Annotated in this window: 15 protein-coding genes; 5 read left to right on the plus strand and 10 right to left on the minus strand. The window is 57.1% G+C overall.

Annotated elements, in window-relative coordinates; all coding sequences use genetic code 11:
- Positions 1-85 precede the first annotated feature (85 nt).
- The 4 genes from mtnK to ACO6TI_RS08870 are packed head-to-tail and all read left to right on the plus strand — an operon-like array spanning position 86 to position 4140.
- The gene (mtnK, locus tag ACO6TI_RS08855; RefSeq protein ID WP_422384772.1) at positions 86-1360 is read left to right on the plus strand and encodes an S-methyl-5-thioribose kinase; all 1275 of its coding nucleotides are present in this window, start codon (positions 86-88) and stop codon (positions 1358-1360) included.
- On the plus strand, positions 1357-2466 hold the full coding sequence (mtnA, locus tag ACO6TI_RS08860) for an S-methyl-5-thioribose-1-phosphate isomerase (protein WP_422384773.1): 1110 nt from the start codon (positions 1357-1359) through the stop codon (positions 2464-2466). The genes mtnK and mtnA overlap by 4 nt, the downstream gene beginning before the upstream one ends.
- Entirely contained in the window at positions 2463-3482 is a 1020-nt protein-coding gene (locus tag ACO6TI_RS08865; protein ID WP_108873310.1) for a sugar-binding transcriptional regulator, read from the plus strand. Before mtnA ends, ACO6TI_RS08865 begins: the two co-directional genes overlap by 4 nt.
- Positions 3475-4140 carry a class II aldolase/adducin family protein gene (locus ACO6TI_RS08870; RefSeq protein WP_196898614.1) on the plus strand — a complete coding sequence of 222 codons (666 nt, stop codon included), beginning with the start codon at positions 3475-3477 and terminating at the stop codon, positions 4138-4140. The genes ACO6TI_RS08865 and ACO6TI_RS08870 overlap by 8 nt, the downstream gene beginning before the upstream one ends.
- A gap of 12 nt (positions 4141-4152) precedes the next feature.
- On the opposite strand, the gene ACO6TI_RS08875 is transcribed toward ACO6TI_RS08870, so the two are convergent.
- Genes ACO6TI_RS08875 through ACO6TI_RS08890 form a run of 4 tightly spaced genes read right to left on the minus strand, consistent with a single transcriptional unit; the run spans position 4153 to position 8777 of the window.
- Positions 4153-5658, minus strand: coding sequence for a tripartite tricarboxylate transporter permease (locus ACO6TI_RS08875; RefSeq protein ID WP_422384774.1), 1506 nt, complete (start codon positions 5656-5658; stop codon positions 4153-4155).
- A 4-nt stretch (positions 5659-5662) separates the two neighbouring features.
- Positions 5663-6145 carry a tripartite tricarboxylate transporter TctB family protein gene (locus ACO6TI_RS08880; protein WP_029064261.1) on the minus strand — a complete coding sequence of 161 codons (483 nt, stop codon included), beginning with the start codon at positions 6143-6145 and terminating at the stop codon, positions 5663-5665.
- A 13-nt stretch (positions 6146-6158) separates the two neighbouring features.
- Entirely contained in the window at positions 6159-7160 is a 1002-nt protein-coding gene (locus ACO6TI_RS08885; protein WP_029064262.1) for a Bug family tripartite tricarboxylate transporter substrate binding protein, read from the minus strand.
- 12 nt (positions 7161-7172) lie between these two features.
- Complete coding sequence (locus ACO6TI_RS08890) at positions 7173-8777, minus strand: sulfatase (protein WP_196998846.1); 1605 nt, start codon at positions 8775-8777, stop codon at positions 7173-7175.
- Between the two features lie 108 nt (positions 8778-8885).
- Between ACO6TI_RS08890 and ACO6TI_RS08895 the strand changes: the two genes are divergently transcribed.
- Complete coding sequence (locus ACO6TI_RS08895; RefSeq protein WP_196898608.1) at positions 8886-9779, plus strand: LysR family transcriptional regulator; 894 nt, start codon at positions 8886-8888, stop codon at positions 9777-9779.
- A 68-nt stretch (positions 9780-9847) separates the two neighbouring features.
- On the opposite strand, the gene ACO6TI_RS08900 is transcribed toward ACO6TI_RS08895, so the two are convergent.
- The 6 genes from ACO6TI_RS08900 to rpsA all read right to left on the minus strand — a co-directional run bounded on the left by ACO6TI_RS08900 (position 9848) and on the right by rpsA (position 16608).
- Positions 9848-10723, minus strand: coding sequence for a DMT family transporter (locus ACO6TI_RS08900; RefSeq protein ID WP_422384775.1), 876 nt, complete (start codon positions 10721-10723; stop codon positions 9848-9850).
- 149 nt (positions 10724-10872) lie between these two features.
- A complete protein-coding gene (locus ACO6TI_RS08905) occupies positions 10873-11925 on the minus strand; it encodes a DUF3616 domain-containing protein (RefSeq protein ID WP_422384776.1) in 1053 nt (350 codons plus the stop codon).
- Between the two features lie 89 nt (positions 11926-12014).
- Positions 12015-12935, minus strand: coding sequence for a hypothetical protein (locus ACO6TI_RS08910; RefSeq protein ID WP_422384777.1), 921 nt, complete (start codon positions 12933-12935; stop codon positions 12015-12017).
- Positions 12932-13930, minus strand: a complete 999-nt coding sequence (locus tag ACO6TI_RS08915; protein ID WP_104701447.1) for an SPFH domain-containing protein — start codon at positions 13928-13930, stop codon at positions 12932-12934. The genes ACO6TI_RS08910 and ACO6TI_RS08915 overlap by 4 nt, the downstream gene beginning before the upstream one ends.
- Before the next feature lie 13 nt (positions 13931-13943).
- A complete protein-coding gene (locus ACO6TI_RS08920) occupies positions 13944-14627 on the minus strand; it encodes an NUDIX hydrolase (RefSeq protein WP_422384778.1) in 684 nt (227 codons plus the stop codon).
- Positions 14628-14910: 283 nt separating this feature from the next.
- A complete protein-coding gene (rpsA, locus tag ACO6TI_RS08925; protein ID WP_422384779.1) occupies positions 14911-16608 on the minus strand; it encodes a 30S ribosomal protein S1 in 1698 nt (565 codons plus the stop codon).
- Positions 16609-16629: the final 21 nt, after the last annotated feature.

Raw genomic sequence — 16629 nt, forward strand, 5'->3', positions numbered from 1 at the left:
GTGTTACAACACGCAATATAGTCATTTGTCAACCAAGTTGACTTTTGAACAATCTTGATCATTATCGGGACGGAAACAGGGAGGAATGATCACAGTCATGGATACGCCGGACCAGTATCAGCCTTTGACGCCGGAAACGCTCGGAGGCCGTCTTGCCTCGATTGACGCCGTTGTTGAACGGATCGGATCCGATCCGGCAGATTGGGTTGTGCGCGAAGTTGGCGACGGCAATCTGAACCTGGTTTTCATTGTCGAAGGCCCGGAAGGAACCGTCATCGTCAAGCAGGCATTGCCATATGTCCGCCTCGTCGGGGACAGCTGGCCATTGCCGCTTTACCGTGCCTTTTTTGAAAACCATGCCCTGGTGCGGCAGGCGGAAAGGGATCCCGGGTCCGTCCCGGAGGTCTACTATTTCGACGAAACGCAGGCGCTGATCGTCATGGAATTCCTGGCACCGCACAAGATTCTGCGCCGGAAACTGATCGACGGGGAAAAGGTCGAGGGGCTTGGCGGTTTTCTCGGCAGGTTCTGTGCCCGCACGGCATTTCGCGGGTCCGAGCTTTCCATGAAGAGTCCCGACAAGAAAAAGGACGTTGGCCTGTTTGCCGGCAATATCGAAATTCCGGCAATCACCGAAGCACTGGTCTTTACCGATCCGTATCACGACGCGGAAATGAACCATCATACCGACGGTCTCGACCCGGTCGTTTCCAGCTTGCGGTCCGATGCGCGCCTGAAGGCGAAAGTGCAACGCCTGATGATGAAATTCGCCTCGAACACCGAAACAATGGTGCACGGCGACCTTCACAGCGGATCGATCATGTCCACTGGAACGCAAAGCCGCATTATCGATCCCGAATTCGTCCAGTACGGCCCGATGGGTTTCGATATCGGGATGCTTCTGGCGAACTTTCTCATGGCCTATTTCAGCCAGCCGGCGCACAGGGAAGCAGCCAGTCTGGACGACTATCAGGAATGGCTTCTGTCCGTCATTGCGGAAACGGTGAACACATTCGAGGAAGAATTCGATCATCTCTGGAAAACTGAACGCACCGGCATGCTCTATCCGGAAGCCTTGTTTGAAGGGCAGGGGCATCAGTCGGAGGAGGCGTGCGCAGACCTTCTTGCGGAGATCTGGGTAGACGCCCTCGGCTTTTGCGGTATCGAGATGCATCGCCGGACGCTTTCTCTTGCCCATAATGCCGATTTCGAAGACATCGAGGACAAGGAAGTCAAGGCAGCGTTGGAAGCGCGCAATCTCCAGATGGGCACGGACCTGATCCGGAATGCCGGCACGCTCGGGTCCGTGGAAGAATTGCTGAGGCTTGCACGCCAGGTCAACAAGAAGGACATCCTATGAAGGTCAACGGAACCCACTACCGCTCGCTTTGGTGGGATGAGGACAAGGACGCGCTGCAAATTATCGATCAGCGCTGGTTGCCGCACGAGTTTCGGGTGCAGCAGGTCAACACGCTTCAGGAATTTGCCGACGCGATCGTTGAAATGCGTGTGCGCGGTGCGCCGCTGATCGGCGCCACCGCTGCCTATGGCATGGCCCTGGCCGCCGGGTCGGATCCATCCGATGAGAATCTCGACAAGGCCTGGGAGTACCTGGACAAGACCCGTCCGACAGCCATCAATCTGCGCTGGGCGCTCAATCGCTGCCGCGCAAAACTCAAGGCGCTTCCCGTAGGTGATCGAGCTGCAGCGGCATTGCAGCTCGCTCACGAGATTTCCGACGAAGACGTGGATATCAATTACCGCATTGGTCAGAACGGACTGGAAATCATCCGCAGGATCGCGGCCGGAAAACCCGATGGTGAACCTGTGCGTATTCTCACCCATTGCAACGCCGGTTGGATCGCGACAGTCGACTGGGGCACCGCAACGAGCCCGATGTATCAGGCGCATGATGAAAATATTGCGATCCATGTCTGGGTTGACGAAACACGTCCGCGGAATCAGGGCGCTCTGACCTCCTGGGAACTCGGCAGTCACGGGATTGCGCACACATACATAACCGACAACGCGGGTGGGCACCTGATGCAGCATGGCCAGGTCGACCTCGTCATTACCGGAACGGATCGTACCACCCGTCGTGGAGATGTCTGCAACAAGATCGGCACTTATCTGAAGGCGCTTGCGGCAAAGGCAAATGATGTTCCGTTTTACGTCGCACTGCCTTCGCCGACGATTGACTGGACCGTGGAGGACGGGGTTGCCGAAATTCCGATCGAGGAGAGACTGGAACGTGAGGTAACTCACGTCCAGGGGCTGACAGAGGATGGGAGGATCGGGCAGGTGCAGGTCACTCCGCATGGTACGCCCGGTGGCAATCCGGCCTTCGACGTAACGCCGAACCATCTGGTGACAGGCCTTATCACCGAGCGCGGTGTGTGCGAGGCGAGTGCCGACGGGCTCGCCGGGCTTTTTCCCGACCTGGCGAAGGTTGCCAGGAGCGCATGAGCCCTGGCCCGTCCAAGTCGCGACTAACGGAATCCAGGGGCAATGCGCGTGGAGCGGCCGCGCGCGCCCGCACGCAGGAGGACGCGATAGTCGAGGTCACCTGGTGTTACTATCAGGACGGAATGAACCAGAACGAGATTGCCGAACGTCTCGGAATTTCACGGGCCACGGTGGTCAATTATCTGGCGGAAGCCCGAAAACGGGATTATGTCCGCATCTCGCTCGACACCGATGTATTCCGAAACCAGGACTTGGCTCGTCGTCTTGTCGATCGGTTCGGGCTTGGGGATGCAGTGGTTATTCCATCTTCGCCTGATGGCGCGGAACAATCTCTGGAGCGCGTGACCCGTGCGGTGGCCGACTGGTTGCCGAGCCTGCTGGAACCGGGCGACCGGCTTGGGGTTGCCTGGGGCGAGACCGTCTACAGGGTCGCCGAGGCTGCGCCGCGCATTACCCTGGAAGACCTGACCATCGTCCAGCTGGTCGGCTCGCGGCCGGCAGCGCTTGGCTTTGCCGCGGAAACCTGTTCGGCAACCCTTGCAAGGCGGTATGGCGCCCACTGCGTCAATCTGCATGTTCCGCTGATCCTGTCGGACAGGAAGCTTGTCGAGCAGCTTAAGCAGGAACCGGTCATTCAGGCACAGTTGGAGGCTGTGGCGAATTGCAACAAGACGATTTTCGCCTGCGGCACGTGTGGGGACGACAGCCACGTGGTTCACACGGGTCTTCTTGACAGGACAGATATCGACGCCTGCGCTGCTGATGGCGCCATTGGGGTCATCTGTGGCCGGCTGATCGATCACAATGGCAATGGTCTTGATCGGGACATCGAGGACCGCATGATCGCGGTCACGCTCGAACAGATGCGCAACAAGGAGATCGGGCTCCTGGTCGGATCCGGCCCTGACCGGGCTGAGCCGATGCTGGCAGCCATTCGCGGAGGCTATGCCACGCACGTGGCCACCTGCTCCCAGACTGCGGCCGAATTACTGAAACTGGCGGACGACAATGCTTAGGGCACCCTACAAAGACACTCCGGAATTGCGTCAAGCGATCATCGATACCTGCAAGGAAATGAACACGAGAGGCATCAATCAGGGAACATCGGGAAACATCTCCGCCCGGGTCGGCAAAAGGATGATTATCACGCCCTCGGGTATTCCTTATGACAGCATGACACCTGACATGCTCGTTTCGATTTCCCTTAAGGGAAAAGGGAAGAACAAGGGTCCGTATCCGCCGTCCACCGAGTGGCAGTTTCATCAGGCCTTGCTGCGGAGCAAACCCGACATGCACGCCGTGGTACATGCGCATCCTGTGCACTGCACCGCGCTCTCGATCAACCGGTCGGAAATTCCCGCGTGCCACTACATGATTGCGATTTTCGGCGGCAACACCGTACCCCTGGCGGACTATGCGCTTTTCGGAAGCCAGGATCTGGCGGATCATGTAACCGGTGCGATGGCTTCACGCCACGGCTGCCTCATGGCCAATCATGGCGCGGTCGTCGTCGGCGAGACGCTTGAAAAGGCGCTCTGGCGGATGGAAGAACTTGAAGTCCTTGCGCGTGCCTTCATCGTCAGCCAATCGATCGGCACTCCCCACATCCTGTCAAGGGGTGAGATCGATGAGGTGCTGGGCGCCGTTGCCAATTATGGTCTCAAGTCTTCCTGACACTCTGCCTGGTCAGCTTTCCTGTCGGGAAAACAGCCTTTTGCGGTTTTTGAAAGCGAAATAGAGCGCTCCGGTCAAAAGCAGAACATTCACGCACACCAGGGTCGCCGACACCGGGCGATCGAGAAAAATCCAGTAGCCTTCTCTGGAAATGAGCAGGGCGCGCCGCAGGTTGTTTTCCAGGATCGGTCCCAGGATGATGCCGATGACGATTGGCGCCAAAGGATAGTTTGCAGCGCGAAACAGGATGCCGACCAGTCCAAATCCGAACATCACCATCAGGTCGAAAACGGACGCCTGCAGGGCAAACGTGCCAATCGAGCACAGGATGAGGATGATCGGTATCAGATAGAATTTCGGGATCCGCAACACATAGACGAAGAACGGTGTCGCAAGAATGCCCGCGATGAGCAAAAAGACGTTTGACGCCATGTAGACAAGGAAGATCCCGCCCACGAATTGAGGCTCCTGTTCGAACAGGATCGGACCCGGCACAAAGCCGAGTATCAGCAAAGCCCCTAGCAACATTGCGGACGAGGCGTCGCCGGGAATGCCAAGTGCCAGCGTAGGCACCAGCGTTCCACCGACCGTTGCGTTGTTGGCGCTTTCGGTGGCGACAACGCCGCCCTCGGCACCTTCTCCGTATCTCTCGTCCGGTTTCGCCGCAGCTTTCGCAATTGCATACGCGCTGAACGAGCTGATGACACCGCCAGCGCCAGGTAACGCACCGAAAAAGACACCGATGCCGGAAGATCTGAGCAGATTGACCCAGTGCCGCATTGTTGTCAGCAGCGATCCGAAACCGGGGCGCTCCACCTTGATGTCCGGCTTCTTCAGAAGGTCGTCGCCGACGATCTGGTGGACCATTTCGGAAATTGCAAACAAACCCACAACGACCGCAACGATGTGAAAGCCGTTGAGCATGTGGTGCGAGCCGAATGTGAAACGGTAACCTGTTGAGAATTCATCGGTGCCAATAGTAGCCAGCAACAGCCCGAAACAACCCGAGACCAATCCCTTGATGAGTGACCCGCCGGAAATGATCGCGATGGCAAACAGGCCGGTTACCGCAAGCATGGCGTATTCGGGAGGGGCAAAGCCGCTGGCAAACCTTGCCAAAAGCGGCGAGGCCACGATCAGCACGACCCCGCCGATAAGGCCGCCGATTGCCGAAGCGGAGATGGCAATGCCGATCGCATCGGCCGCCCGTCCTTTCTGCGCCATCGGATAGCCGTCGAAAAGCGTTGCGGCCGCCAGTGGCGTTCCCGGAATACGCAGAAGAATTGCGGAGATCGACCCGCCGCAGGATCCGCCGACAAAGATCGCAATGAGAAAGCCCATTGCCGCGACTGGAGGCAGTCCGATCGCCACCGGCAGTAGCAGGATAATGCCCATGAGCGGGCCCAGCCCGGGCATTGCGCCAACAAGCAGTCCGATCAGGATGCCGATGAACGTCAGGCCGATTGCCAGAGGGGTCAGAAAGAGCTGGAAACCAGCAAGCAGGGATTCAAAGAGCATCGGCCTACCAGGGTATGTTCAGGCTGAGAACGCCACCCGGCAGCACGACATTGAGAAATTTCTCGAAAATGAAGGCGAAGCCGAAAGACATGATAAGCGCGGCAAGCAACATCTTTCCGAACTGACGCGCGCCGCAGATGATCATTATTGCAAAAACCATTGGAGTGGTCGTCAGGTGATAGCCGAGCCAGCCAAGGCAACCCAGATAGATTGCGAAAACGGCCAGCAGGCCGACTGCTCTCTTGAAGCCATGCGGATCGACAACGATCCTCTCGCGCTGGCCGGTCCCGAATTCAATCAGGATCTGAACGATGACCAGCACAGCGATGGCCAGGGCAACGGCGCGCGGATAGGCGGCCGCGTTGTCATAGGGACCGCCGCTGGCGATCCCCTGTTCTTGCATGGATGTATGAATTTGCTGAAAGACGATCGCGACGATGATCGCGAAGAAAACTGTAACCATCAGGGTAAGGGTTCTCGAAGTCATCGTCGCTGTCACCTTATCGCAGTTTCTTCAGCTCATCTTCTTCCCATTTCAGGGCATTGCCCATTGCGGAAAGCTGGTCGGACACCGGTCCGACGACCTCGTCATACTGGGTGTGATCCCAGTCCAGGGGAACGAACCCGACCTTTTCGATTGCCTCGCGAACGTCCGGCCTCTGCATGGCGGCATCCATTGCAGCGCGCAGTTTGCCGGTGACTTCGTCCGGTGTGTCCTTGTGAACGATCCACCAGGTCCATCCCATCGGTGCCAGACCGGACAGGCCGAGATCGATGTCGAGATCCGCAATGCTGGGCGCGCCGTCATACGAGGCCTTGGCGCCGGGAAGCTCGGACAGTACCAGCATGATGTTGAAAGCCGGCTTGTCCTGAATGTAGTTGCCGACATTGATGAAGGAGAAATCGAGGACGCCGGACTTCAGGTCCTTGACCGCATTTCCGTCCTGCGTGTAGGGGATGTTCTGGGCGACCACACCATAGGACTGCAGCACTTTCGCAATCACCATGTGAGGCAGGTTGTTTCGCGAGCCCGAAGAATAGCGAAGTTCGCCCGGATGTTCCCGGCCGTATTCCATCATCTCCTCGAAATTGGACCAGCGTGTTTCGTCGGTACGCCCGCCAATCGCAAACGCGTTCGAAACCGCCGAATGGAGTGGCTTGAAGTCGCTATACGTCCAGTCGGCATTCCCGAGTACGGGCTGCAAAACGAGGGGCGCAACATAGCCGTCAAACACCGTATAGCCGTCGGCAGGCCGCGACATCGCTGTTTTTTGCCCCTTCGTGCCCGCGGCACCCGGTGTTGAAATCACGGGCATGTCGACACCGAGTTCTTCACCCATGGCCTTGGCGATCAACTGGCTCACCGACATGGCATTTCCCGGTCCCCAGGGATGGATCAATTCGACCGTCCGCTCGGGAAACTCGGCGATGGATGCGCTGGTGGATGCGGCGATGAGCATCGTCGCGGCCGCAAGGGTCTTCAATGGCCTTGAAAGTTTCACGTTGTCCTCCTCCTATATTGCTCTTTCGATGCCCGGTCCCGCGGTGCCCTGGTGGGCCTCCCGGTCTGTTTCCAGACCGAAATGTGCGTAGAGTTCCTTCGGAGCATCATGTTGAATGAAGTGGTAGGTAATCCGGCCCGTCAGGCGTCCGATGACGGCTTCATCCGGCACAGGGGTTGTCTGACCGGGATCGCGTTCCAGGTCATAAAGGGCTGAAACACAATCTTCGAGCGTCTGCCCGTCATTGCCGACCTGGGTGTTCTTCGGGTCGAGCTTGATTTTCAGGAGCGGTGCACCCTTGGTGAAATCAAACGGCCCGGCCAGTACGCTCGTCTTCAGTTCGCTTATTTCGAAATGCGACGACAGATGTGTCGGCATCAGCGTGTAGAGATTGAGATTTTCACCGGACAGGTCGTCCGGATAGCGGAAGTAGCTGTACTTCCCGTCGGTCACGCAAACCGGGCCGGCGAACATGCCAAGGGCAAGACTTTCGTGAACCGGTGCATCTTTGCCCAGCAGGGGCTTCAAGGATGCACCGGTCACGCTGGGAGGAACCTGACAATTATGGATCTCCAGGATGGTCGGCATGAGATCCGGTGTTTGCGTCAGGTTCTTGCGCCGCGCACCGGATTGGTCCGCGTGCCCGGGGTGCCAGATCATGAGTGGAATGTGAGAGATTTCCTCATAGTAGGGCATCCTGTTCTTGCCCCACCACTCATGCTCCGACAAAAGAAAACCGTGATCGGTGGTCAGGATCAGGCAGGTGTCGTCCCACAGGCCATGCGCATCGAAATGATCCAGAAGTTTTCCGAAATATTCGTCGCACATGGCAACCAGCGCGGCGTAATTGCCGCGAATTTCTGCAATTTCCTGGCTGGAATTGCTGACCTTTTCGTAATGCGGCCAATCCAGGATCTTGCCATTGTAGCCGCTTTTGTAAGCCTCCTTGAATCGCTCCGGGGCGACGAAGGGTTCGTGTGGATCAAAGCATTCAAGCTGCAGGAACCAGTCGTCCGCATCTGCATTCAAGTCGAGAAACTCGAATGCTGCGGCAAAGCATTTGGCGGTCGGAAAATCGGCTTCTTCCGTTAGAAATTCATGTGTTATTGCGGCCCGGGACCTTTTCCAGGAGGTCTTGTCGGTATTGCCTCTGGTCATGCTGCCGTTTGAAGGGGGCGACATCGGATAGTGACGCGGGTCGAATTTTTGACGGTACCTTTCGACCGGTGGTGCCGCCAGGGCTTTCAGCGCGTCATATTCCTGACCCCGGATGAAATCCCAGCTGTCGAAGGCATTGGCATACCCCCAACCGCCGTCCTCGAAATAGTGGAGATGATCGGAGATCAGGTGGGAATAGACACCGCCGCCACTCAGGATTTTCGCAAAAGATTCGTCAAATGGTTCAAGCGGACCCCAATGCCTGTGCATGAAATTGAGCCGGCCCGTATGCATGTCCCGGCGCGCCGGCATGCAAGGAAGACTTCCGACATAATGCTTGTCGAACGTGACGGCCCGTTGGGCGAACCGGTCGAAATTGGGTGTTTCAACGGCGGTACCGCCGTAGGCGCCGAGCGCAAGGCGGTTGAGTGAATCGAACAGGACAAAAACGGTCCGCATTGCTCCTCCCAAAGCTGGTTGTTGAGCGAACTTCGTAGACCTTGATCGAAAAGAGATATTCTGTAAAATCGATTTATTGATACTTATCATTCAAAAAAAGAATGTTAGATGGACAAGAACCTGACAGCTTTTTTGGCAGTTGCCCGTCATCACTCCCTGACCGCTGCCTGCGACGAACTGGCCTTGACGCAGCCCTCGGTGACCAAACGCATTGCCAATCTTGAGCACGAGGTCGGTGCGACGTTGTTCGAGCGGGACAGGCGAGGCATGAGACTGACGGCGGCGGGCAGGGTATTCCTGAAGCGGGCGGAGCGCATTCAGCATGAATACCGGCAGTGTCTGGAGGAGGTTTCAACCATTACCACTGCGGGACTTCCGGTTCTCAGGGTTGGCGCGGGGCCGGTGTTCCACCTGAACAGTGTCGCACGACTGTTCGCGGCCTTGATAAAGCAGTTTCCTGCCTTGAAGCTGGAGGTCAAAACGGACACGGGGCACGACATCGCACAGCCGTTGAGTGCGGGAGAAATCGACATCTATCTGGGCATCATTCCGAAAGAACAGTTAGATGATGCGATACTTGTCAGATACATAACCAGTGTTGAACACGGTATTGTCGTGCGGGCCGATGACCCGAACGCGCAGGGCACGCACATTGATCCTTCCAATCTGCGCGGCTATCGGTGGGTCAGTTTCGTGGTTGATCCTGAAACGGAAAGCCGTATTCAGGAACACTGCGCTCCCGAAGATGCTGTGGAATCGATAATCGACATTCGAACAACGTCGTTTGCGACCGGATTGCAACTGGTCAAGGAAGGCGGGTTTGTCATGTCGGCACCGCTCCAACTTGCGCATCGCATTGAAAGCGAAGGACTTATGATCCGTCCGAGCCTTCATGGCATGCCGCGCAGGGAAGCCGGTATCTATGTGCGCAAGAGTTCTCTGGGCTACAACGCAATCCAGGCTGTCCTGAATTATTTCGAAACCGAAGATCTGCCCTTCTGACATCGGTCAGGGGTCGCCGATGAGGTGGATTTCGGCAGAGCATGTCGTTCCTGCACTTGATTGCAGACCTAACCTGGCACTGTCTTGCCGGGCAGGCGTCTCCTTGCGGCGAGGGATCCAAGGCCCGACAGGATGATCAGCGTCAGACCGATGAATGCAACCGTGTCCGGCCAGTCGCCGAAGACCAGAATACCGAGCAGGGTCGCGGAGATGAGTTTGCTGTAGACGAGTGGCGCGACAAGGCTGGCATCGGCCATCTTGTTCGCCACGACCAGGGCGTAGTTGCCGGCGGCTGACCCCAATGCGCTCAAAATGATCAGGACCCAGAAATTGAAGCTTTGTTCCGGCAGGCCCGAACTCAGACCGAACGGTATCAACAGGACAGAGCCGATCAGCAACTGCGACATGAGAAGAAGACTTGGCCGCATCGCGCCGGCCAGCAATTTGGTCATGAAGAGATAACAGCCATAGCAGATGCCGGCCAGGACAGCGAAAAGAATGCCGGCGGACGCACCGAAACCGGGCTTGACCACCAGAAGGACCCCGCAAAAACCCAGGACGAGCAGAATGGTGTGTGTCGGCGACGGTTTTTCGGCGAGAAAAATGACTGCCAGAACGTAGGAGATTACCGGCCCGACGAAGAAGGCGCCGAAAACATTCGCGATGGGTTCGGTCTTGAGTGCCGTCAAAATCGAGCAGATGGCACAGGTGATGAAGACAGCCCGCAGAACAACCCGCCAGTCCTTGTAGGCACTCAGCTCATGCAGCCGGATACGCGCAATCGGCCATAGCGCCAGGGCGCCGATGGCAAAGCGGGAAAAGGCGACGAAAAACGGATCGACGCCACCGGCGGTCAGCAGCTTGCCGCACGTGTCACCGACGACGATCAGGGTAACAGCGAAAAAGACGGTGCCAGCTATCCGGCACAGGTCGAGGAGGTGCATGAAAGAGACCGCTTGGAGAGAGTTTGAGCGTCACACCGATACAATTGAAAAACGATCGGAGCGCAAGCCCTCTTCAACAGAAATCGGACCTCCTGCCCACTGCATTGAAGACCATTGATCGGCATGTTGGCGCGCGTTCCGACAGAGGCCTATCTGCCGATAATGAACTCGACCGGTGCCCCGTTTTTCTCGCCGTCGAACAGCACTAGTACGCGATAAGTCGTGTCGGTTTCTTCAAGCAACAGCAGTGTCTCTGCACTCGCATTTACATCGACGCCCGGAAGCGCACCCAGAGGCTGTGGCTCATCGCCTGATTTTCCGCTCCAGAACCAGAGAGACGGCGACGGTGAAGGTGGGGCGCGTTCTTCGCCGCAAGTGAAATCTTCAGATCCGCGGCGGTCGTCACTTCTTCCTGCCAGAATGAGAAGGCCATCTTTTACACGGGTCAGGTCTCTCACGCCGACATTGTCGCCCAGCTTGACCCTGGCAGTTGTTGATGTGGGCGGTGTCTCCTTGAACAGCTCTTCGGAGGGCACCCGCAGGATCAGGGCGTGATTGGCAAGACAGGGACTTCTGAGACCGAACAGCATGTCGCCGTCCAGCTCCGAAATCCCCTCGATGGTCACACCATTTCTGTCCAGCCTCTGGTCTGCATAAGGCGCAAGATCGGGATTGGACCTGATCGTTTCGGCCAGGAGCATGGTTCGCTCGACTTCCGGTGCCACCTTCTTGTCGTTGTACTTGAAAGTCGGCTTGCCGGACCTGATCTTGACCGGAAATCGGAACAGTGTGAAGCGAGACTGCTGGAACTCACCGCCTCGGGAAAGCCCGTGCGAACCGGTAACATAGAAATAGGACGGTGCTTTGCCGTCACTGGAAGGCACAAAGACCACACCTTCCGCATCGATCTCGCCCATTTTCTTGCCGTCGACCTTTTTCGGCAGCAGCCGGATAACGCCTTTCTTGTCCGGGTCGAGCCTGTTTTTCTTCAGCTTGAAAAACTGCGCATAATTCCTTTCGTCATTGGCTGCCAGACACAAACCTCCGTCTGGAACGCAGTCAGCCCCGCTGATCGACTCACGCGCATTGCTGCTTTTTTCAAAGTCGGGTTTGACCTGCCACTTTTCGGTTGAGCGAATGATCTCCGCCGATGCCGAGGACAAGGAGAGTGACGCCAGAATTAGGAAAGGAAACAGGCGCATGATTGCTTCGCACCATGATGGTCAATGTCTACTGCCCATACCTTCACATTCTTCAAGTGCTGTCCAGCCGGATCTGTGCCCGTCGTGGGCTAATGCGCTGGAAGGTTTTCGTGAAGACCGGAGACCAGGTTCAGTGTCTTGTCAGCGATCGAAATGGTCACCCGGCGGCCCCAGTCGAAACGCATGAAATCCTGTTCGATACCGTCGGCAAAGATGACACCGCCATCGTTGATACGTGAGGTCATTTGCAAAACGGAACCTTCGCGAATGGCTCCGGCCCGCATTTCACAGCCGCTGAGATGGCTCGGCCACGGCTCGCGGGCAAAATAGAGCGCTGTTGGATCTGTTGGCAGTATCTCAAACATCTGATGCGTCGATGTCATGATGGATTTCGCCCATCCTGTTGCACCTGTCCCGGTGGAAACGATTACGCCGGAAGACGACTGGTATTCTTCTTGCCCAGCCGAGTGAATGAAATAGCGGGCTGACTGATGGCTGCGGTGGCCGATAAAGAGTTCGTTGAGCGCACTCAGTGTTTCACCCCCGCCGGCTCTGGCGGACACCATCGTTCTGCGCTCGATTGGAGCGTCATTGTTTTCTATCAACCTGAGCAGTGGGGCAACCTCGCCCGGGAGAACTCTTGTCAGAATTCCCTCCGAACCGGACTGCCCCGGCATGACGCCTATCACAGGTTGGCCGGAACAGTATTTTGCCAGATTGGCGACCAGCCCGTCCTGTCCGATGGCCATGACGATGTCATTTTCCGTGAACAGGAACCGATCCAGATCGTCACGCTCGACACTGGCAACCGACCAGTCATTCGGCACGGCTGCCTTTGTCTGCTGAATCGCCGACTGCAGCGCAGCATGTACCGCTTCCACCTCATCGATGTCCTGATCCCGGCTCCGCAGAAAAAAGGCGGCCTGTCCCCGCGTTCCATGAGCAGCCAGCAGCGCCTGATACTCCGATTGCCGGGTCACGAGGACAACGCGGGGTGCCAGGCTGCTCATGACCTTGCCTCATCACGCACCGGGTTCGCTTTCATGGCGCCCTGAACCTGGCCGATCACATTCGACAGCATGTCGGGGGTCACCGTCAGATTGTCGATGTTCTGCAGTTTGCCGGCAAACTCTTGAGCTGCCATTGCAAACATCACCATGGGAGGAAGATCGGCATAGACCGCCATCCGTTCCTTTTCCATGTCGGTGCGCGCCTGATCGATGGTCCGGATCCGGCCGGCTTCGGCATTTGCATCGATTTTCAATGCAGCGGCCTGGGCTTCGGCCTGGAACCTGGCATTTTCATCTTCACGCGCGATCAACTGCTTGCGCTGGGTCTCCAGTTCAATTTTTGTGCTCAGCTCGTTTTCTGCAATCGCCCGTTCTTTCTCCACGGCAAGTGCACGTCTGGCAAAAGTCGCCTCATCCGCTCTTTGCTGGAGGTCTTCGAATGTGGGTGTCTGCAGGGCGCGGGCAAGGGCGGAGCTGGGAGACACGTCATCCACTCCGACGCCGACGATCTCGACGCCCATTGCCGCCATGGTGCCGTCTTCTGCAAACCCGTTTCTCAAGGCAAGTTGCAGTGGTTCCACACCTGCCTCCAGAAGGTCCCGCACCGTGTTGGATTTGACGTAGGCGGAAATGTAGCGTCTGCCAAGCGAGCCGATCTGGTCATTGATCTGATCGATGGGTTGCCCCAGCAGCAGGCCCTTCTTCAGGTCTATGGTGAAATCGATGCGGTCTCCGAGAACTTCCGCGTTCGCGACACGCCAGATGATGCTGCCTTGTACAGTCAGGTCCTGATAATCCCTGGATTGCCCTTTCAGCAGGAAGGGCAGAGTGCGGTCATCCATCGGTATTTCACTGAGTGAGGTTCTCGCCGGCAGGAACCAGAAGGACAGTCCCTTGCCTGAGCGCACACGCCTGCCCCTGTGGAATTGTTGGACATGGCAGGAGGCGTCGGCACGAATGTGACGCAGGAACGGGTATCTTTGTATCTGTGCCATTTCCAGATCCTTCCTAGATCCGTGTGTAGAGTTCTGCCGGTCTGAATGCAGACCCTGTTTCACGTTTGCCAGTTGGTTTTATGATCTTTCGGTCGAGCAGTTTTCGTCTGAATGCCGGCTTGGTAAGCGGCCGGTCGAGGATGGCTTCGTAGATCTCCTGCGCCTGCCGCAAGGTGAAAACCGGGGGAAGCAGTTCAAGAGCCACGCTCGTGTAGTCCAGTTTGCCTCGCAGCCGTTTGACCACGTCACCGAGAATGTATGCGTGGTCAAATGCGAGGGACAGTTCGCCAAGCGTTCCGGTCAAGGCACGGGCACTGCCCCCCGTGTCGTCCTTCCAGTCGGTGTGTACTTGCGCAAGGGTCAGATCCTTGTTGGTCTTGACCAGCCGGCTCAGGTTTTCAAATGGAACAAGGGCAATATGCGTGACACTTATGACGCGTTCGCGCGGGTCCCGGTCCGGAGCTCCATAGGTGAATAGCTGCTCGAGATAGACCTCAATCACGCCGACCTTTTCGCGAAGAACACGCTTGGCGGTGTCCTCGATTGCCTCTTCCATGTGAACGAAGCCACCCGGGATCGCCCAGTCACCTCCGACCGTGTTCGCGTCCTTTCGCACCATCAGCATGCAGTGCAATTTGCCTTCTGCGACCGTGATCAACGCAAGGTCTACCGCAACAGACGGTTTGGGATAGGACATGATATACTCCTTATTATCAGAATAGATATAACTAAAGAGAATATAAGTCAATAGACGGAGACAAGATATGAAATCTTCTGAAAAAACAGAGTGATGGGAAAAAGAAGAGCGGATTGATTACAGGAAGGAATGCCGTTTAGCCGGCATGTGCCAACTTTATTGCGTCAGGGAAACAGGAGAAGTTTCCTGCACGGCTGAACAAATGGCTGCTGCTTGAAACAAAAAAAGCCCGGCATTTCTGCCGGGCTTTTCTGTTCCATTCTCGATTGGAGAAGTGGAGTTCCTAGTCGTCGGACTGCTGCTTCAGGGCAGCACCCAGAATGTCGCCGAGGGACGCGCCGGAGTCGGAAGAACCGTACTGTGCGACAGCTTCCTTCTCTTCTGCGATTTCGAGCGCCTTGATCGACACGGTGACCCGGCGGGTCTTCTTGTCGAACTGGGTGATACGGGCGTCGAACTTGTCGCCGACGGAGTATCTCTCGGGACGCTGTTCTTCACGGTCGCGGGACAGGTCGGCGCGGCGGATGAAGGCCGTCAGGTCGCTGTCTGCGATCTTGACGTCCAGGCCGCCATCCTTGATCTCGGTGACTTCACAGGTAACCACAGAGTTCTTGCGGAGTTCGCCACCTGCACCGGTTTCCATCGGGTCGCCGGTGAGCTGCTTGATGCCCAGGGAGATACGCTCCTTGTCGACATCGACATCCAGAACGACGGCCTTGACCATGTCGCCCTTCTTGTACTCTTCGATGACCTGCTCGCCCGGGCGGTTCCAGTCGAGATCGGAAAGGTGAACCATGCCGTCCACGTCGCCGTCGAGGCCGATGAACAATCCGAATTCGGTCTTGTTCTTGACTTCGCCTTCGACATTGGTGCCGACCGGGAACTGCTCTGCGAACGCATCCCACGGATTCTGCAGGGTCTGCTTGAGACCGAGCGAGATGCGGCGCTTGACCGGATCGACTTCCAGGATCATCACTTCGACTTCCTGGGAAGTGGAAACGATCTTGCCCGGATGGACGTTCTTCTTGGTCCAGGACATTTCCGAAACGTGGATCAGGCCTTCGATGCCAGGCTCCAGCTCGACGAATGCGCCGTAGTCGGTGATGTTGGTCACGCGGCCGGTGAACTTGGCTTCGATCGGGTACTTGGCTTCAATGCCATCCCACGGATCGGTTTCAAGCTGCTTCATGCCGAGGCTGATGCGGTGCGTTTCCTGGTTGACGCGGATGATCTGCACCTTGACGGTCTGGCCGATGGTGAGAACTTCCGACGGATGGTTGATGCGGCGCCACGCGATGTCGGTGACGTGCAACAGTCCATCGATACCGCCGAGGTCGACGAACGCACCGTAGTCGGTGATGTTCTTGACCACACCTTCCACGGTATGTCCTTCTTCCAGGCTCTGGACCAGTTCCGAACGCTGTTCGGCGCGGGTCTCTTCCAGAACGACACGGCGTGACACGACGATGTTGCCGCGACGCTTGTCCATTTTCAGGATCTGGAACGGCTGCGGCGTATGCATCAGCGGGGTCACGTCGCGCACCGGACGGATGTCCACCTGGGAACGCGGCAGGAATGCAACTGCGCCATCCAGATCGACGGTGAAACCACCCTTGACCTGGTTGAAGATCTGGCCGTTGACTTTTTCGTTGGCTTCGAACGCGACTTCCAGGCGAACCCAGCTTTCTTCGCAGCGGGCTTTTTCGCGCGACAGAACGGCTTCGCCGAGAGCGTTCTCGACACGCTCCAGGTAAACTTCAACTTCCGTGCCAACGCCCATTTCGCCGTCACGGCCCTTGGCGCCGAATTCCTTCAGCGGCACGCGGCCTTCAACCTTGAGGCCGACGTCGATGACGGCAAGGTCCTTTTCGATGGCGACAACGGTGCCCTTGACGACGGCACCTTCATAAAGGTCGTTCTGGACGAAAGACTCTTCGAGTAGAGCTGCAAAATCCTCGGTAGAGGGATTGAAATCGGTCATTTATTCTCCTGAGCGCCTGTG

This window comes from Roseibium album, from assembly GCF_965233825.1.
Taxonomy (GTDB): Bacteria; Pseudomonadota; Alphaproteobacteria; order Rhizobiales; family Stappiaceae; genus Roseibium; species Roseibium album.

What these genes read in the sequence shown, in the direction of transcription:
- ACO6TI_RS08870 (WP_196898614.1), top strand. Translation starts at nt 3,475, where the DNA reads ATGCTTAGGGCACCCTACAAAGACACTCCGGAATTGCGTCAAGCGATC.
- ACO6TI_RS08865 (WP_108873310.1), top strand. Translation starts at nt 2,463, where the DNA reads ATGAGCCCTGGCCCGTCCAAGTCGCGACTAACGGAATCCAGGGGCAAT.
- rpsA (WP_422384779.1), bottom strand. Translation starts at nt 16,608, where the DNA reads ATGACCGATTTCAATCCCTCTACCGAGGATTTTGCAGCTCTACTCGAA.
- mtnA (WP_422384773.1), top strand. Translation starts at nt 1,357, where the DNA reads ATGAAGGTCAACGGAACCCACTACCGCTCGCTTTGGTGGGATGAGGAC.
- ACO6TI_RS08920 (WP_422384778.1), bottom strand. Translation starts at nt 14,627, where the DNA reads ATGTCCTATCCCAAACCGTCTGTTGCGGTAGACCTTGCGTTGATCACG.
- ACO6TI_RS08900 (WP_422384775.1), bottom strand. Translation starts at nt 10,723, where the DNA reads ATGCACCTCCTCGACCTGTGCCGGATAGCTGGCACCGTCTTTTTCGCT.
- ACO6TI_RS08915 (WP_104701447.1), bottom strand. Translation starts at nt 13,930, where the DNA reads ATGGCACAGATACAAAGATACCCGTTCCTGCGTCACATTCGTGCCGAC.
- mtnK (WP_422384772.1), top strand. Translation starts at nt 86, where the DNA reads ATGATCACAGTCATGGATACGCCGGACCAGTATCAGCCTTTGACGCCG.
- ACO6TI_RS08895 (WP_196898608.1), top strand. Translation starts at nt 8,886, where the DNA reads ATGGACAAGAACCTGACAGCTTTTTTGGCAGTTGCCCGTCATCACTCC.
- ACO6TI_RS08880 (WP_029064261.1), bottom strand. Translation starts at nt 6,145, where the DNA reads ATGACTTCGAGAACCCTTACCCTGATGGTTACAGTTTTCTTCGCGATC.
- ACO6TI_RS08910 (WP_422384777.1), bottom strand. Translation starts at nt 12,935, where the DNA reads ATGAGCAGCCTGGCACCCCGCGTTGTCCTCGTGACCCGGCAATCGGAG.
- ACO6TI_RS08905 (WP_422384776.1), bottom strand. Translation starts at nt 11,925, where the DNA reads ATGCGCCTGTTTCCTTTCCTAATTCTGGCGTCACTCTCCTTGTCCTCG.
- ACO6TI_RS08890 (WP_196998846.1), bottom strand. Translation starts at nt 8,777, where the DNA reads ATGCGGACCGTTTTTGTCCTGTTCGATTCACTCAACCGCCTTGCGCTC.
- ACO6TI_RS08875 (WP_422384774.1), bottom strand. Translation starts at nt 5,658, where the DNA reads ATGCTCTTTGAATCCCTGCTTGCTGGTTTCCAGCTCTTTCTGACCCCT.